At 55.5% G+C, this 15,405-nt stretch carries 13 protein-coding genes; 8 read left to right on the top strand and 5 right to left on the bottom strand.

Annotated elements, in window-relative coordinates; all coding sequences use genetic code 11:
- Positions 1–195 precede the first annotated feature (195 nt).
- Complete coding sequence (locus H6F57_RS03335; protein ID WP_190624675.1) at positions 196–1,083, top strand: glycosyltransferase family 61 protein; 888 nt, start codon at positions 196–198, stop codon at positions 1,081–1,083.
- A 174-nt stretch (positions 1,084–1,257) separates the two neighbouring features.
- On the opposite strand, the gene H6F57_RS03340 is transcribed toward H6F57_RS03335, so the two are convergent.
- Together H6F57_RS03340 and H6F57_RS03345 are read right to left on the bottom strand one after the other, a co-directional pair.
- Positions 1,258–2,814, bottom strand: coding sequence for an AAA family ATPase (locus H6F57_RS03340; protein WP_190624676.1), 1,557 nt, complete (start codon positions 2,812–2,814; stop codon positions 1,258–1,260).
- Positions 2,815–2,899: 85 nt separating this feature from the next.
- On the bottom strand, positions 2,900–3,742 hold the full coding sequence (locus H6F57_RS03345) for a DUF1361 domain-containing protein (RefSeq protein WP_190624677.1): 843 nt from the start codon (positions 3,740–3,742) through the stop codon (positions 2,900–2,902).
- Between the two features lie 146 nt (positions 3,743–3,888).
- Here H6F57_RS03345 and H6F57_RS03350 point away from each other — a divergent pair, with 146 nt between their 5' ends.
- The 7 genes from H6F57_RS03350 to H6F57_RS03380 all read left to right on the top strand — a co-directional run bounded on the left by H6F57_RS03350 (position 3,889) and on the right by H6F57_RS03380 (position 11,453).
- Entirely contained in the window at positions 3,889–5,364 is a 1,476-nt protein-coding gene (locus tag H6F57_RS03350) for a peptidase S10 (RefSeq protein ID WP_190624678.1), read from the top strand.
- Positions 5,365–5,676: 312 nt separating this feature from the next.
- Positions 5,677–6,087, top strand: coding sequence for a tellurite resistance TerB family protein (locus H6F57_RS03355; RefSeq protein WP_190624679.1), 411 nt, complete (start codon positions 5,677–5,679; stop codon positions 6,085–6,087).
- A gap of 147 nt (positions 6,088–6,234) precedes the next feature.
- Complete coding sequence (gene pyrR, locus H6F57_RS03360) at positions 6,235–6,780, top strand: bifunctional pyr operon transcriptional regulator/uracil phosphoribosyltransferase PyrR (protein WP_190624680.1); 546 nt, start codon at positions 6,235–6,237, stop codon at positions 6,778–6,780.
- An 89-nt stretch (positions 6,781–6,869) separates the two neighbouring features.
- Positions 6,870–7,913: a type 2 isopentenyl-diphosphate Delta-isomerase gene (gene fni / locus H6F57_RS03365; protein ID WP_190624681.1), complete on the top strand. Its 1,044-nt coding sequence runs from the start codon at positions 6,870–6,872 to the stop codon at positions 7,911–7,913.
- A 947-nt stretch (positions 7,914–8,860) separates the two neighbouring features.
- Positions 8,861–9,334, top strand: coding sequence for an allophycocyanin subunit alpha-B (apcD, locus tag H6F57_RS03370; protein WP_190624682.1), 474 nt, complete (start codon positions 8,861–8,863; stop codon positions 9,332–9,334).
- Positions 9,335–9,399: 65 nt separating this feature from the next.
- Positions 9,400–9,885 (top strand): allophycocyanin subunit beta, encoded by a 486-nt coding sequence (locus H6F57_RS03375; protein ID WP_190624683.1) that lies wholly within the window; start codon positions 9,400–9,402, stop codon positions 9,883–9,885.
- A gap of 53 nt (positions 9,886–9,938) precedes the next feature.
- The gene (locus H6F57_RS03380) at positions 9,939–11,453 is read left to right on the top strand and encodes a chlorophyll a/b binding light-harvesting protein (protein WP_190624684.1); all 1,515 of its coding nucleotides are present in this window, start codon (positions 9,939–9,941) and stop codon (positions 11,451–11,453) included.
- A 380-nt stretch (positions 11,454–11,833) separates the two neighbouring features.
- Here the strand turns inward: H6F57_RS03380 and H6F57_RS03385 are convergent, their stop codons facing one another.
- The 3 genes from H6F57_RS03385 to H6F57_RS03395 form a co-directional block, all read right to left on the bottom strand.
- Positions 11,834–13,327, bottom strand: coding sequence for a mannitol dehydrogenase family protein (locus tag H6F57_RS03385; protein ID WP_190624685.1), 1,494 nt, complete (start codon positions 13,325–13,327; stop codon positions 11,834–11,836).
- On the bottom strand, positions 13,281–14,483 hold the full coding sequence (gene ugpC, locus H6F57_RS03390; RefSeq protein WP_190624686.1) for a sn-glycerol-3-phosphate ABC transporter ATP-binding protein UgpC: 1,203 nt from the start codon (positions 14,481–14,483) through the stop codon (positions 13,281–13,283). Before ugpC ends, H6F57_RS03385 begins: the two co-directional genes overlap by 47 nt.
- Before the next feature lie 100 nt (positions 14,484–14,583).
- The gene (locus tag H6F57_RS03395) at positions 14,584–15,405 is read right to left on the bottom strand and encodes a carbohydrate ABC transporter permease (protein WP_190624687.1); all 822 of its coding nucleotides are present in this window, start codon (positions 15,403–15,405) and stop codon (positions 14,584–14,586) included.

The following is a 15,405-nucleotide window of genomic DNA, read 5'->3' on the forward strand; positions in this document are numbered from 1 at the left end:
CTAGGAGATACGCTACGTCCGGCAATTGAAAGAATATTTATGCCCGCAGAATATTTGCAACCTCTGCACGTGAAAATAGAGGTTGAATCTAGGTGCACAGGGCCTAGAAAACTCGGGTCTACTCGTTGGAAAATCTACAAAGCTCTCTCTAAACGGATCAAGGGAGACAACATAGTAGATTGTCCAGAAAAGTTTTTGCTTGATGGTCGCCCAGAACTAGACACCAATATTGCCCACGTTATTGAAAACATCGCAGCCCTAGCCCTATTTGCACAGCAAATGCTAACTAAGCGTTTGGGCTACGACGCAATTGTTCATGTAATTCTCCGAGAGCGTGCTCCCAATCTGGCCCGAGAGGTCTTTGATACCTTAGGAATACCAGTGATTTACACTGACGATAGCGTCTATGGTGAAGTCGTCTCTATTTCGGCCTGCCGGCCCCAAGTTGATGTGGCCTCAGAAGAGCCCAAATTTTTTCCTATCATTAATGACGCACCATTCGTCGAGGTAGATGCAAAATTTTACAATGTTCATGCGGCCTTATTTAACAGTTCTAGTTTCTCTGGGGATGAGTCTTTAGATGCTGAGAAAATTTTCATCCCTCGGCGAGGGAGTCGCTCTCTGGTGAACCATGACGAAGTAGCTCAGTTTCTCGAAGCTAAGGGCTTCAAAACCTACTACTTCGAAGATTTAACCTGTGCCCAAAAATGGTCGCTCACCCGGGACGTTAAGGTGGTTGTGGCCGTTCATGGTGCTGCCCTCAGCCATTTAGTTTTTAATCGTTCAGGGCTGCAAAACCCTGGTTTGCCTAGCAGTGGTGTTAAGGTCGTTGAGCTTTATCCTCCCAATTGGGCCAGTCGGTGGGCGCACCGCCGCCAGGTTGCCGGCATTAACGGCCAGTGGTGCGGTGTTCGGGGCCAGATTACCCCAGAGTCCCTGAGGGATGTTGACTTCTGTAACCTACCGCCTACTGCTGTTCGGCCTTCCTTTCAAGAGCCTTTCAGGGTTGACTGTCAGTCTATTCAAATGGCCCTCGATTACATTGGGGCAAACCATTCAGAAAAAGAGCTGATTTACCACTAGAGAATATGGGGATTGAGACGCCCATTTAGGTGTCTCTTTCTCTGCGTTATTTTGCTTGGCTCTCCTAAACATCTAGCTGTGTTCAATCTATCTATGGGTGAAAGAAATTAGGGGTTGAAAGAGTGGCGATCGCACTTTTCAACCCTATGCAGCTAGTCTAAGTTCTTGTCGGGGCTAGCGGGCGGATACAAACCGCTCTCGGGCCATTGTCCGCAGCTGCTGAATATCTTCTCGGCGGGTAATAGAAAGGGGCACCGTGCGTTTGATCTCTTCGAGCAGTAGGGTGGTATCGGCGGGGCGATTTTCGTAGAGAGCGCGGTAGTGGGCGGTGATGATGGCCTGCTCAATTTCGGCTCCGCTGAAGCCCTCGGTGGCAATGACTAATTCGCTGAGATCAAAGTTGTCGGTGCCCTGCTGCCGTCGCCCCAGGTGAATGTGCAGGATGACGTGGCGCTCGTCGGCTTCGGGCAGATCGACAAAGAAGATTTCGTCAAAGCGGCCTTTGCGCAGCAGCTCTGGCGGAATGGCTGAAAGGTCATTGGCGGTGGCTACGACAAAAATTTCCTGGGATTTTTCTTGTAGCCAGGTGAGGAAGTAGCCAAATAGGCGACGGCTAAGCCCGCCATCGGCTTCGCTGCTGGTTTGACCCATGCTCTTTTCGATCTCGTCAATCCACAGAATGCAGGGGGCCATGGTTTCAGCCAGGGTGACGGCGCGGCGGAAGTTTTTGTCGGACTCGCCGATGTACTTGTCGTAGAGGCGGCCCGCGTCGAGCTTGAGCAGAGGGAGATTCCACTGGCGGGCGATGGTTTTGGCGGCCAGTGACTTACCGCAGCCCTGAATGCCTACAATCAAAATGCCTTTGGGAGCGGGCAGGTTGTATTGACGAGCCTGGGGCGTGGAGCCCACTTTGGCGTAGGCCAGCCAGCGCTTGAGCCCCTCAAACCCACCCAGCTCGGCCAGATTGGTTTCGGGCGGGAAATAGTCGAGCAGCCCCTCTTCGTGAATGACTTGGGCCTTGCGTTCGAGTACCCACCTCACATCGCTGGCGTCGAGTCTGCTGTCATGCCGAACCGCGTAAGACACGACTTTTCGGGCTTGGTGCAGGGTCATTCCCTGGAGGGCTGACACTAGGGCGCGCACATCATCGGGACTCAGGTCGATGGTGACCTGTCCTTTGAGGGTTTTGACCGTTTCAGAAATAGCTTTATAGAGCTCTTCGGGGCCGGGTAGTTTGATATCTAAATAGACGGCGTTCTGCGCAATGGTTGGCGGTAGAGCATGGCCACTGCCGCTGAGAACTAAGGTTGAGCTGTTGTGAGAAAACTGCTCAGATACTTCTCGAAACTGACGGGCAACCACTGGGTCTTGTAGATGCTCGGCAAAGTCTTTGAGCCAAAAGATGGCCTTGAAGCTCATCTCTTGAATGTGGCGCAGCATGTCGAGGGGGGCAGTGGTTTTGGGCAGGGCTTGGCCGCGCTTAGCGCCGGGGGGGGCATACTCATTTTGCCAGCGGTTGTCGGGGCTGTCGGGCGATTCCCGAAGGGATCGCTGTGCGAATCGCATTAGCCCCTGGGCAACGCTCCACTCGAATACGGCCATCTGCATGTCAATGCAGGCGGCGCTAATCAGCCCCTGTACCCGTTCTTCTTCTACCGTGTCGATTACTATGACTGGGTGAAAGGATGCGACCAGGGTTTGAAAGTGCCGTACGCTGGCCTTAAAAGACATGGTTGGCAGAAGGAACGTCAGGGCTAATGTACCCGCTTCTACCTGCAATGTCGGTACTGGAGCATCCGGTTTAGGTTGATAAGGCTTAATCGAGCACGTCAATACCCTGGCGGGCGTAGCGAATGCGCAATTTTAGCCCCAGGGTGATCTGCTTTAGCACCCAGTAGAGGCTGGCCAAAATGACAAAGGTAACAAAAACAACCGCCGCCGGACGTTTTGAGGTCAGCACATCCAGGGTGTCGGCCAGCACGCTGGTGGGGGCGGTGACGATATCCCAACTATTAAGTCGCAGAAATCGCCCTAGGTAAATGCCCACGGCACATAGGGCATGGATGGTGAGTTCAATGGGTAAAATCAACGCCTTGGCACCGTACCGCTTGAGATAACTAGCCAGGTTGAGAATGGAGATCACGTAGGCCTCAAACCCCAGCAAAATGGCCGCCGCGTGCAGGGGAATAAAGACCAGGGCTACTACCCAGACCGGAATTTCTCCCGAACTGGTGCCGCGAATTAGGTGAATGATATCGGTCAGCACATAGGGAGCGTTGGGCAAAAAGGCGAAGAACACCACCAGTCCTACCCACCAGAGCCAACCCTGGGGGGTCTGCTGCTTCTTAAAAATTCTGATGGTGAGGGCAGCGGCCAAGGCAATAACAACCAGCAGCCACAACAGAGTAGCTGCGCCGCTAGCCTGGACCAGGTTAGACAGACCTCGCACAACGCGAGGAATGCGGGGCAGCAGCCCCACCACCCCAAAGGCACCCACCAATATTCCGGCTGCCCACCACCATGCTTTTGGTGTGACTTGGCGGCGAAAGAGACCAAAGCTCAGCAACAGTGGAACAAACGCTAAAAACAGGTTCCATAAAATCCAGCCGCTGTAGACGTTGTTAAAGGCGCTGGCGATGTCGAGCAGGAGCCATCTCATCGCGGGGAAACTCCTTAGGCAAATTTGGCTTAACCCAATCTAATCGTTAGCGGGCCATGTGTCTGCTCCTGAGCCAGTGGGGATGCGCGTAATCGGAAGGCGACCGACCGCGTTATAACAGGTAGAGTCTTCAACCCCCCTTCTCCATGCCAGATCACACCCAACGTCAGGGCAACACCACCGAGCACATGCTGGGGAACCAGGCCTACACTGCCTCAGCCCAGTGGCAAACCCTCTACGAACATGACAAGCCCGTGGCCGAGCTGTTTCACGTGGCCTATACCATTGCTGACCAAAACCCAGCCCAGCGGCCCATTACCTTTGTGTTTAACGGTGGGCCAGGGGCAGCATCGGCCTATCTGCATGTGGGAGCCTTAGGTCCGCGACGGGTGGTGTTTAACTCCGACGGTAGCCTGCCGCGCCCGCCGGTAGAGGTGGCCGACAACGGTGAAAGCTGGCTGAGCTTCACTGACTTAGTCTTTATTGACCCGGTGGGCACGGGCTTTAGCCGGGTTTTGCCCCCAGACGATGCCAAAGCTGAGAAACCTGATGAGAAGCCCGCCGACAAGGGTGAGGACAAACTCGACGAAAAGGCCAAAAAATTCTGGACGGTCGATCGCGATCTCAACGCCCTGGGCGAATTTATTCAGGGCTATCTCTCAGCTCATCACCGCTGGCTGTCGCCGGTATTCATCTCCGGGGAAAGCTATGGCGGCTTTCGAGTGGCCAAGCTCTGCCGCAAGCTTCAGCAAGACTATGGGGTTGGCCTGTGCGGGGCTGTTCTAATTTCACCAGTGATGGAGTTTATGCTGCTGGAGGGCAACGACTACAGCCTCAGCGGCTGGGCTACGGTGATTCCGTCTATGGCGGCTACGGCAGTCCATCACGGGCAAGTCGACACCACCGACAGCCCTATGACCCACGGGGCCAAGGCCGCCGACTTTGCCCGCAAGTCCCTGATTCCGCTGTTGGCCCTGGGCAGCACCGCCTCTGGCGAAGACCAGCAGCGAGTCTTTGGCCAGCTGGCTCATCTGATTGGCCTGCCGCCAGAGGTGGTGCTGCGCCACCGGGGCCGCATCGACATTGTGGTGTTTGCCCGCGAGCTGCTGCGCCACCAGCAGCGCATTTTGGGTCTCTACGATGGCTCAGTCACTGCGATCGACCCCTTTCCCGATCGCCTGATGCATGAGGGCACCGACCCCACCCTAGAGGGCATCGATCGCATGTTTACCGGGGCCATCAACAGCCACCTGCGCTCGACCTTGGGGGTGAACACCACCTTGACCTACAACCTGCTCAGCTTTGAGGTGTTTAAAGCCTGGGAGTTTTTGCCCGAGAGTGAATACCGCCAGGGCTTTGTGGGCTCGGTAGATGACCTACGAGTGGGCATGGCCCTCAACCCCTACCTCCAGGTCTACATTACCCACGGCATCTACGACCTGGTGACGCCCTACTTCTCGTCAGAGCACCTGAGAGATTTGATGAATCTCAACCCAGATCTACAGCCAAACCTCACCCTGCAGCATTTTCAGGGAGGGCACATGTTCTATACCTGGGATGAGTCGCGACAGCTCTGGTTTGAGGAGATGCAGCGGTTTTACCAACGGGCGTCGGGCAAGTAGGGGGCAAAAAAAACCGACAGTCCCTTGCGGGCTTGTCGGTAGTTGTGTGTTCCCTGTAGATGACTCGGCTAAAGTTGAGTCAATTTCAGTATCCCTGGAAGGTTCCCGAAAACCTAGCGGATTTATCACGGCCAATGGTGAGTTTGATCACAAAGTTACGTATTTTGGCGGATGCCACAAAGAAGATAAGGGGGCAATCGTCAAGACACCTCTCAGGTAAAGACTCCTCACAACGGGATTGCGCCGCGTCGGCTTTAGGGCAAAAATAGGGGCACGTAGGGCCTTGTGCCAAGGATACTAGGAAAAATTGCTATGACCGAGTCATCCATGGGCACCGCAGAGGCGCTGGCCAGCATTGCGCTAGTGGCGATCGCCGCCGACGGCTACCTGGCCGATCAGGAGGGTCAGGATATGACAATGCTGCTATCGCGTATGGCGTTGTTTAGCAGCTACTCCAAAGACGCCGTGCACCACCTGTTTGATCTGTTGCTGACGCGCCTTAAGACTGAGGGGCCAGTGGTGATGGTTGACCAGGCCAAAGCCGTTTTGCCCCAAGATCTGCGGGAGACGGCCTTTGCTCTCGCCACCGATCTGGTGCTGTCTGACCGCACCGTTACCCCCCAGGAGCAGGCGTTTTTAGAAGACCTGTACCGAATTTTGGAGATTCCCAGCTCCCTCGCCCAGCAGATTGTGCAGGTGATGACGATCAAAAACCGGGGCTAGATCCGGCTGGCTAGGATAGCGGGTGGCGATCGCTCCAGATAAATTTCTGGGGCTATTCTCAGGCGCTTTGCCTCGCTGGTGGGTCCGCTCTTGCTGCCCCTGTAAGTCAGGTATAGTGGGGCTTTACAGCTGCCAGGAGGTCGGGGCATGAATACAAGCAGCAACGTGGTCAAGATTTTATCGGCGGAGGAAATGCGCCGCACGCTGAACCGGCTGGCGTCGGAGGTGGTGGAGCGGGGCGGTGATCTGAGCCGTCTGGTGCTGCTGGGTATTTACACCCGAGGCGTGCCCCTGGCCCATCTGCTGGCCCAGCAGATTCAGCGGTTAGAGGGGGTAGAGCTGCCGGTGGGGGCGATCGACATCACCTTGTACCGCGATGACCTGGATAAAATCAGCACTCGCACCCCGGCCCGTACCGAGATCCCCTTCGACATCAGCGATCGCGTCGTGGTGCTGGTGGACGATGTCATCTTTAGCGGGCGCACCATTCGTGCTGCCCTCAATGCGGTGAGCGACTACGGTCGGCCCAGCGCCATTCGCCTGGCGGTGCTGATTGATCGGGGCCACCAAGAACTGCCCGTGCGCCCTGACTTTGTGGGTAAAACCCTGCCGACGGCGAAGGATGAGTCAGTGAAAGTGTTTTTACAGGACACAGACGGGCGAGATGGAGTGGAACTGCTGAAGCGGGCCTAGGGGATGGGGGTGTTACGTCTGGTGTGCGATCGCGTCAAAAGCGCCCCGATTTTTCTTAGGATAGGTGGCGTTGATTTTGCGAAAACCTTGTGACTCTACTGCCTGTCACCCACGAGACCCAGGCCCGCAAGGCCGATCACCTGCGCATTTGCCTAGAGGGGCCGGTGCAATGTGCCCAGGTGACCACCGGGCTAGAGCGCTATCGGTTTACCCACTGCTGTTTGCCTGAACTCGACTATCAAGATATCGACCTGGGCACGGTGTTTTTGGGGCATCGGCTGGGGGCACCGCTGCTGATTTCGTCGATGACCGGGGGCACCGAAGCGGCGCACCAGATCAACCGACGACTGGCGGTGGTGGCCCAGCGCTACGGGCTGGCCATGGGGGTCGGCTCTCAACGGGTCGGGGTCGAAAATCCCGACGTCATGGAAACGTTTGCGGTCAGGTCAGAGGCTCCAGACATTCTCTTGCTGGCGAATTTGGGGGCGGTGCAGCTCAACTACGGTTACGGTCTCGACCAGTGCCGCCGCGTGGTAGACAAGCTGGCGGCTGATGCGCTGATTTTGCACCTCAACCCATTGCAGGAGGCGGTGCAAACCGGAGGGGACACCAACTTTAAGGGCCTGCTGGCCAAGATTGAGCAGCTCTGCGCGGTGCTGCCAGTGCCGGTAATTGCCAAGGAGGTCGGCAACGGCATTTCGGCCCCCATGGTGCGGCGGCTGATAGAGGCCGGGGTCGCGGCGGTGGATGTGGCCGGAGCCGGGGGCACCTCCTGGGCCAGGGTGGAGAGCGAGCGGGCGATCGATGCCCACCAGCGGCGGCTGGGGCAGACCTTTGGCGAATGGGGTTTGCCTACGGCAGACTGCATTGTTCAAGCGCGGCGAGTGGCCCCGGCACTGCCGCTGATCGCCTCGGGAGGGCTGCGTCATGGGCTGGATGTGGCAAAAACCCTGGCCCTGGGAGCCGATCTGGCGGGACTGGCGATGCCGTTTTTGCAGGCGGCGAGTGAGTCAGAGGAGGCCGTAGCGGCTCTAGCAGAGGTGCTAGTGGCCGAGATTAGGACAGTGCTATTTTGCACCGGGCAGGAAAGCTTGGCTGGGCTTCGCCAGGTAGGGGTGTTGGAGCGAGACTAGGTTGAGTTTTGTTGTTCGATGGCGTGGCTCCTAGTCGCCATTACAAAAGCCCCGCCTTCAGTTGCTCTATCTGACCAGTAGTCTATGTGGCTGGAACAATCTAAAGCAGCTTTGCTAGGGTGACCTGGGTACCCAACTCATGAAGTTGGTTTAGGTACTGGATCACCATTTTCACAAACCGTGAAAACCGAGGCAGATCGTTAAAGACCCCTGTCAGATTCAGCAGCGGCCTGGCTTGGCCCAGATCGTCGTAGCGGAACTAGGTGGCAATGGTGGAGCTCAGATAGGCGATCGCCCCTTCTGCTCCGGCCGATTGATCTGCTTGCAATGGCTAACGCCGACGCCGGGCAGCCGCAGGATAGGGATGACTTCACTAATCAGTGACGAACCTGGTTATGGGCCAACACGTTATGGGAAAAGGTGTAGCCCTTCTATGCAGCCCTGTATGCCGCTAGCCCCAACCTCGATCGCAGCCTGCGTGTAGCCGTTATTCTCTCTAATTTCCTGGGGTAATCATTGAAGATCTCAAAATTCTTTTTTTGTTGATAAACATACTTGAACTTATGTGTGTGCTTTTTGAAATAAATAGCTGAATAGTGACCAATAGATTTTATTGTTTAGAGGTAGTCAAATTGTTGTTTATTCGTGAATAGCGAATAAAAAATCTGGAATAATTGCCCTAATAAATAAGCTGTTTTAGCCGTCTAACTCTTGCCTGGGTCAACGCCTAAGCTGGATTATGTCTGATCTTTTCTAAGCTGGCGGGTTGATTCTCTTTAGCTTAATTAGGGGTCAGATAAATCTTAAATGAGCGCCAATTTTTTGGTCGCTCATGGTAAAGCCAGCCGTATTTAATTTGGGCTTAAGCCAGGTTCAATCTGGAAAAATTTGACCTACCACTGTTGTCTAGACTGCTACGATTAACTCACTCAGAAGGATTTTCAGTTATGAGCATTGTGGCCAAGGTTATCGCCCAGTCCGATGAAGCTAATCGTTTTCTCAGCAGCGCTGAGCTAACAAAACTACAAGACTTTTTTGGTAACGGAACCACTCGCATCAGTGCATCACAAAAGTTAGCTGCCAATGAGCAGAAAATCGTTGACGAAGGCAGCAAGCGTTTTTGGTCTCAATGCCCAAACACACCTAGCAACAGCGGAAATCCACAAAAAACTGCTCTCTGTCAGCGCGATCAGGGCTGGTATATTCGTTTGGTCAGCTATTGTGTGCTAGCAGGCAATGCTAAGCCCTTAGAAGATATCGGGCTAGACGGCATGCGCGATATGTACGTTTCTCTTGGGGTTCCCCTCACCAATCTCAAACTAGCCATGCGCTGCATCAAAGAAGTGGCCATGGGCACCTTAACCTCAGAAGAAGGCGCGCTAGCTGCTCCCTATTTTGATCAGCTAATTCGGGCATTCTAAAGCTTTAGCTTAGGCAAAATCGGTTTACTGACCAACGTTGTTTTTACGCTTTAACGAGAACAATCATGCAAGACACCATTACTGCCGTTATTAACCCTGCTGACGAGAAAGGTAGCTACCTGGAAGGTGCTGAGCTAGAAGCCCTCAATCAATACTTTAAAAGTGGTAGTTTGCGAGTAAAAGCGGCCAGCCAAATTGGCGAAAGTGCCGCCAGCATCATCCGTGAAACCGTTGCTAAAAGTCTGCTATACGGAGATATCACTTGCCCTGGGGGAAACATGTACCCCACTCGCCGCTACGCCGCTTGCTTGCGCGATCTAACCTATTTTCTGCGCTACGCGACCTATGCCATGCTGGCCGCAGATGCGTCTATTTTGAATGAGCGCGTGCTGAATGGTTTAAGAGAAACCTACGGATCCTTAGGGGTGCCCATTGAACCAACTATCCAAGCGATTCAGGCTATGAAGGAAGTGGTGACCCAGCGCGTTGGCGCTGATGCCGGTCAAGAAATGGATATTTACTTAGACTACATTATTTCGGGTCTGAGCTAGGAACAGTCCGTTTCCCCCTTGTTGACCACTGCCCTAACAGTTGAATCATTGCCATGTACGCTGTTAATAAAACCCAGGAACAATACCCCTGGTGGGCGGGTAACGCCCGATTTATAGACCTGTCTAACACGTTTATTGTGGCCCACGTGGCCCACGCCGCCTTGATCATGCTCTGGGCTGGGGTATTTACTCTCTTTGAGCTGGCGGTTTACTCTCCCGAGACCCCTATGTATAGCCAGGGGCTAATTTTGTTGCCCCACCTGGCCACCCAGGGCTGGGGCATAGGCTCTGGCGGTACCGTTGCTAACACCTACCCTATGTTTGCCATTGGGGTAATTCACATTGTCGCTGCCGGGGTGCTCGCTGGCGGAGCCTACTTTCACCGCATCCGGCTTAGCCCTAGCCTGGCGACCGAGAGTGGGCGGGCTGCCAAATTTGACTTTGAGTGGGATGATCCCAAAAAACTGGGCCTGATTCTAGGGCACCATCTGGTCATTTTGGGCCTTGGTGCCCTACTGCTGGTCATTAAAGCCATGGCTTTTGGTGGGCTATACGACGCTACCGTTGGGGAAGTTCGCCTGGTCACTGCCCCTACCTTAGATATCGGCACTCTCTTCGACTATCGCACCCACCTATTTGACGTCAACAACCTAGAAGACCTGGTGGGTGGCCACATTTATGTGGCCGTACTGTTGGTGTTAGGAGGTGCTTGGCACATTTTAGTGCCGCCCTTTAACTGGGTACGGCAGCGGTTTCTCTTTTCTGGCGACGGCATTTTGGCTTACTCGCTGTTTGGCATTGCCTTGGGTGGGTTTGCCGCCTCCTACTACTGCGGCTTTAATACCCTGGCCTACCCCACTGAGTTTTATGGGCCACCCCTGGCTCTTAAATCGGCTTTCTTGCCCTCGTTTTACGACCCCAGTGGCGCGATCGCCTCGGGATACTCTTCCCGTACCTGGTTGGCCAATGCTCACTTTTACCTGGCCTTTTTCTTTTTGCAGGGAGGGCTTTGGCACTATCAGCGGGCTATGGGCTTTGACTGGAGACAAACCATCGCCAACTGGCAGCAAAACCTGGCTGTCGTGAGTGATAATCCCGTCTTGGCTTACCAAAACCTGGTGCACTCAGCACCTCGACCCCTGCTACAGGTGTGCTACTCAGCACCCCAGATGGAGCTGCCGCCCCTACTGCCTACGGAGCAATCCTTTGGTGACTATTTTTATCATCCCTCCCGAGGTTTAGAGCAGCCTAGCTTAACCAGCGCTAACGGCGTGCGCACAACGCTGTATCAAACCGCTTACCAAGCCCGCAAACAGACGTTCTATCAACCTTCAGCTTTGACCGAGGGCAAAGCGACGTTTGGTTATGGGAGCGCTACACCCAAGCGCATGTACGAATTGCCTAAAGTGCCCCAGGGGTTCTTGCGTTATCCTTTGCCCCTGGGCTCGGTGGTGTATGAGCCCAGCCAAACTCAGGGTCAAAGCGGTCAGGCCATCAGCGCTGAGGATTCTGAGGCAAATACCTCGGTTCCCTCCAGCAATGGCACCCATAGGGCTGCTATGGCTTAGCGCTATGACTTAAGCGGGTGAATCCACACTTGTTCAAACACGCCTATTCGTCTCCCTAGCCCTTTAAAGGGGTTAGGGAGATTTATTATGGGTCGGGCATCAGTAAGATTTTTCCCTAGCTAATATGGCTAAACCAGTTGCAGCCCTAGGGCCATTGGCTCAAAAATCCTGAGTGTATTGCCGCAGTTGATTTAGTTAGGCCACTTTGACAGGCGGAATCCTCTGGTAGGGGCATTGCAGTGTGCAATGCTCCTACGGCGAACCTGGCCTAACCCAGTGGACGTTTGCAATATTCCAGCTAAAAATCCTCTCAGTCAGCGGTGTAACTTGGCTATTGGGGCCGGTCACGGTGCAGCTTATCGGTGTTCAGCTGGAACACTCTAAAGGAGCTTGGCCAGGGTGGCTTCGGTACCCAATTCATAGAGCTGGTGAAGGTACTGGGTAACCGTTTCCACAAATCGGGAGGACTGGGGCAGATCGCCAAAGATCTCCGTCAGATTCAGCAGCGGCATGGGGTCAGTGCCGCCCGATCGCGCCCGCTCCGATAGTATTTCGGCCATCGGGTCATCGATCGGCATCTCATGGCCCTGATCGTCTTTGCCGTTGAGGTAGCGGAACCAGGCGGCAATGGTGAGACTCAGGTAGTCGATCGCGCCATTCTGATCCAGCTTGTCGCGCAGGGAACCGAGGGCCCACTTGGGAATTTTGGCCGAGCTGTTGAGGCAGAGCCGGGGGAGCTGGTCGTGAATCTTCGAGTTCGAGAACCGTTCTACTAGAGTCTGCTTGTATTGGCTGACGTCAATACCGGGAACGGGGTGCAGAGTAGGGATGACTTCATCCATCAGTCGCTCTGCCGCCTGGCGAATCTGGGCGTCGGCCATCGATTCGTGAACGTAGGCGTAGCCCTTCAGCGAGCCGAGATAGCCGATTAGCTGGTGGCTGGTGTTGAGCAGCCGGATCTTCATCATCTCGTAGGGGTGCACGTCGTTGGTCATCTGCACGCCGACGCTTTCCCAGTCGGGACGTCCGGCACTAAAGCGATCTTCAACTACCCACTGGAGGAAGGGCTCAGCTACCACGGGCCAGGCGTCGTCGATATCAAACTGGTCGGCAACCATTTGCAGGTCGCTGGGAGCGGTGGCGGGGGTAATGCGATCGACCATGCAGTTAGGGAAGGCAACATTCTCCCGAATCCAGCCGCCCAAGTCGGGGTTTTGCAGCTGGGCGAAGGCGGTCAGCATTCTCCCCACCATGTCGCCATTGCCCTGAATGTTGTCACAGGAGAGCACGGTGAAAGGCGCTATCCCCTGCTGTCGTCGTCGATCCAAGGCCGCTGTTAGGAAGCCATAGACGCCGTAGGGCTGCTCGGGGTTTTGCAGGTCGTGCTGAATCGTGGGATGGTTGGCATCGAACTCGCCGGTGCCTTCGACGACGTAGTAGCCGCCTTCGGTAATGGTCAGGGTGACGATGCGGCACTGGGGGTCAGCCAGGGTGGCAATCACGGCCTCACGATTTTCAGGGGCGAATAGGTATTGGGTAATCGAGCCGATGACGCGGGCGTAGTCACCGGCAGGCGATCGCTCTACCAGAGTGTACAAACAATCCTGGGACGCCAGGGCATCGCGCATTTTCTGGTCGAACTCCAGCAGGCCGATGCCGCAGATGCCCCAGTCGCTGCCGGGGTTCTGCTCTAGATAGTTGTCCATATAGAGCGCCTGGTGGGCCCGGTGAAAGCCGCCGACGCCAATGTGGATAATGCCGGGGGTGACGGCGCTGCGATCGTATCGGGGCAGGCGCACTCGATCGCTCAACTGCGAGAGCGATCGCTCATTCAGCTTGACGAGGGACTTCGCGGAAGTGGGTTGGCTGTTCATAGGTCTGCTCTAGCCGTGCTTCGGTTTGTAACGGTACTTCGGGATGGCGGGTGAGGCTGAGGGGGTGGCGCTCAGCTTTGGGAATCGCTTGGCCCTCGCCATCAAACAGGTGGCAGAGGCTGCCATCGATGGTGACGGGGACGCGATCGCGCACCTTGGCCCGGCTGTTGCCGTCGGTCTGCACGATAAAGGTGTCGCCGCCAGCGACCTTGACGTAGAGGTAGGTTTCGCCGCCCAGACGCTCCACTACCAAGACTTCGCCCATTAGCGTTGGGTTGGTGGCATCGATCCGCAGGTGCTCAGGGCGAATGCCCAGGGTGGCGCGATCGCCTGCCATCAGGGTTCTCGGCTGCACCGGAATGGTGATGGTGGCATCGCCCGGCAGGCGCACGGTGGTGCCAGAATCTTGCACCCCGGTGGTTTGCACCGAGAGAAAGTTCATCTTGGGTGAGCCGATGAACCCAGCCACAAACAGGTTGCGGGGATGGTGGTACAGCTCTAGGGGCGAACCGACTTGCTCGACCACGCCGCCCTGGAGCACCACAATCTTGTCAGCCAAAGTCATAGCTTCGATCTGGTCGTGGGTGACGTAGATCATGGTGGATTGCAGGCTTTCGTGCAGCCCCGACAGCTCAATGCGCATCTGCACCCGCAGAGAGGCATCAAGGTTCGACAACGGCTCATCAAACAAAAACACCTTGGGGTTGCGCACCAGGGCTCGGCCGATGGCGACCCGCTGGCGTTGCCCCCCCGAAAGCTTGCCCGGCTTGCGATCGAGCAGCGGTTCGAGCTGCAAAATCCTCGCCACGTCTCGCGCTCGTTCCATGCGCCGCTCCTTAGAAACCCCAGCCAGGCGCAGGCTAAAGGCCATATTCTCGGCCACGGTCATGTGCGGGTACAGTGCGTAGGTTTGAAACACCATCGCCAGCCCCCGCTGGTCGGGCGGCACATCGTTCATGCGCTCGCCATCAACTAGCAAGTCGCCGGAGGTGATGTCTTCTAGCCCGGCGATCATGCGCAGCAGGGTCGATTTGCCGCAGCCAGAGGGGCCGACAAAGACGACAAATTCGCGATCGTGAATATCGAGATCGACGCCTTTGATGACTTCGTTATCGACGTAGGTTTTATGGATGTTTCGTAACGTGACAGTTGACATGGGTGGCTCACCTTAAATTGAGGGAGAAAAAGACAGTTTTATAGGGTGAAATATTGCCGAGTTAAGGCTGGTGGGCAGTGCCCACCCTACGACAGGTCATCTACTTAACGGCCCCAAAGGTGAGACCTCGCACCAGCTGCCGCTGGCTAACCCAGCCGAAGATCAAAATGGGGGCGATCGCCATGCTAGAAGCGGCCGACAGCTTGGCCCAAAACAAACCCTGGGGGCTGGAAAATGACGCAATAAACGCCGTCAATGGAGCCGCATCAAAGGTGGTCAAATTGAGGCTCCAGAAGGCTTCATTCCACGACAAAATAATCGAGAGCAGGGCGGTGGAAAAAATTCCCGGCAGGGCTAGGGGCATCAGCACATGCACCAGTTCCTGATAGGTAGAAGCGCCATCCATGCGATCGGCTTCGAGAATTTCCTTCGGCACTTCTTTGAAAAAGCTGTAGATCATCCACACCACAATCGGCAAATTTATCAGGGTGTAAATAATGCTCAAACCGATTCGGGTGTCGAGCAGCCCCGTTTCCCGCGCCAGGATATAAATTGGCACCAGCACGCCCACGGCGGGCAGCATCTTGGTCGAGAGCATCCACAGCAGCGTGCCCTTGGTGCGCTTAGTGGGGAAAAACGACATGGCGTAGGCCGCCGGAATCGCCAGCAGCAGCGACAGAATTGTTGCCCCCACGGAAATCACCACGCTGTTCCAGGCGAAGTTGAAGTACGAGGCCCGGGTTTGCACCGCCACATAGTTCTCTAGGGTGGGCCGAAAGAACAGTTGGGGCGGTGTGGCGACCGCCGCCACCTCGGTCTTAAAGCTGGTGATAAACATCCAGAAAATTGGGAAGAACAGCAGGCAGGCCACCAGCCAGCCCAGCAAGGGAATCCACCAGCGGTGGGATTGCTTAGTTGCCAT

It is taken from the genome of Leptolyngbya sp. FACHB-60, from assembly GCF_014695775.1.
Taxonomy (GTDB): Bacteria; Cyanobacteriota; Cyanobacteriia; order Phormidesmidales; family Phormidesmidaceae; genus Nodosilinea.

Coding starts and splice junctions, on each gene's coding strand:
- H6F57_RS03340 (WP_190624676.1), bottom strand. CDS start 2,814: ATGTCTTTTAAGGCCAGCGTACGGCACTTTCAAACCCTGGTCGCATCC.
- H6F57_RS03345 (WP_190624677.1), bottom strand. CDS start 3,742: ATGAGATGGCTCCTGCTCGACATCGCCAGCGCCTTTAACAACGTCTAC.
- H6F57_RS03350 (WP_190624678.1), top strand. CDS start 3,889: ATGCCAGATCACACCCAACGTCAGGGCAACACCACCGAGCACATGCTG.
- H6F57_RS03355 (WP_190624679.1), top strand. CDS start 5,677: ATGACCGAGTCATCCATGGGCACCGCAGAGGCGCTGGCCAGCATTGCG.
- pyrR (WP_190624680.1), top strand. CDS start 6,235: ATGAATACAAGCAGCAACGTGGTCAAGATTTTATCGGCGGAGGAAATG.
- apcD (WP_190624682.1), top strand. CDS start 8,861: ATGAGCATTGTGGCCAAGGTTATCGCCCAGTCCGATGAAGCTAATCGT.
- H6F57_RS03375 (WP_190624683.1), top strand. CDS start 9,400: ATGCAAGACACCATTACTGCCGTTATTAACCCTGCTGACGAGAAAGGT.
- H6F57_RS03380 (WP_190624684.1), top strand. CDS start 9,939: ATGTACGCTGTTAATAAAACCCAGGAACAATACCCCTGGTGGGCGGGT.
- H6F57_RS03385 (WP_190624685.1), bottom strand. CDS start 13,327: ATGAACAGCCAACCCACTTCCGCGAAGTCCCTCGTCAAGCTGAATGAG.
- ugpC (WP_190624686.1), bottom strand. CDS start 14,483: ATGTCAACTGTCACGTTACGAAACATCCATAAAACCTACGTCGATAAC.
- H6F57_RS03395 (WP_190624687.1), bottom strand. CDS start 15,405: ATGGCAACTAAGCAATCCCACCGCTGGTGGATTCCCTTGCTGGGCTGG.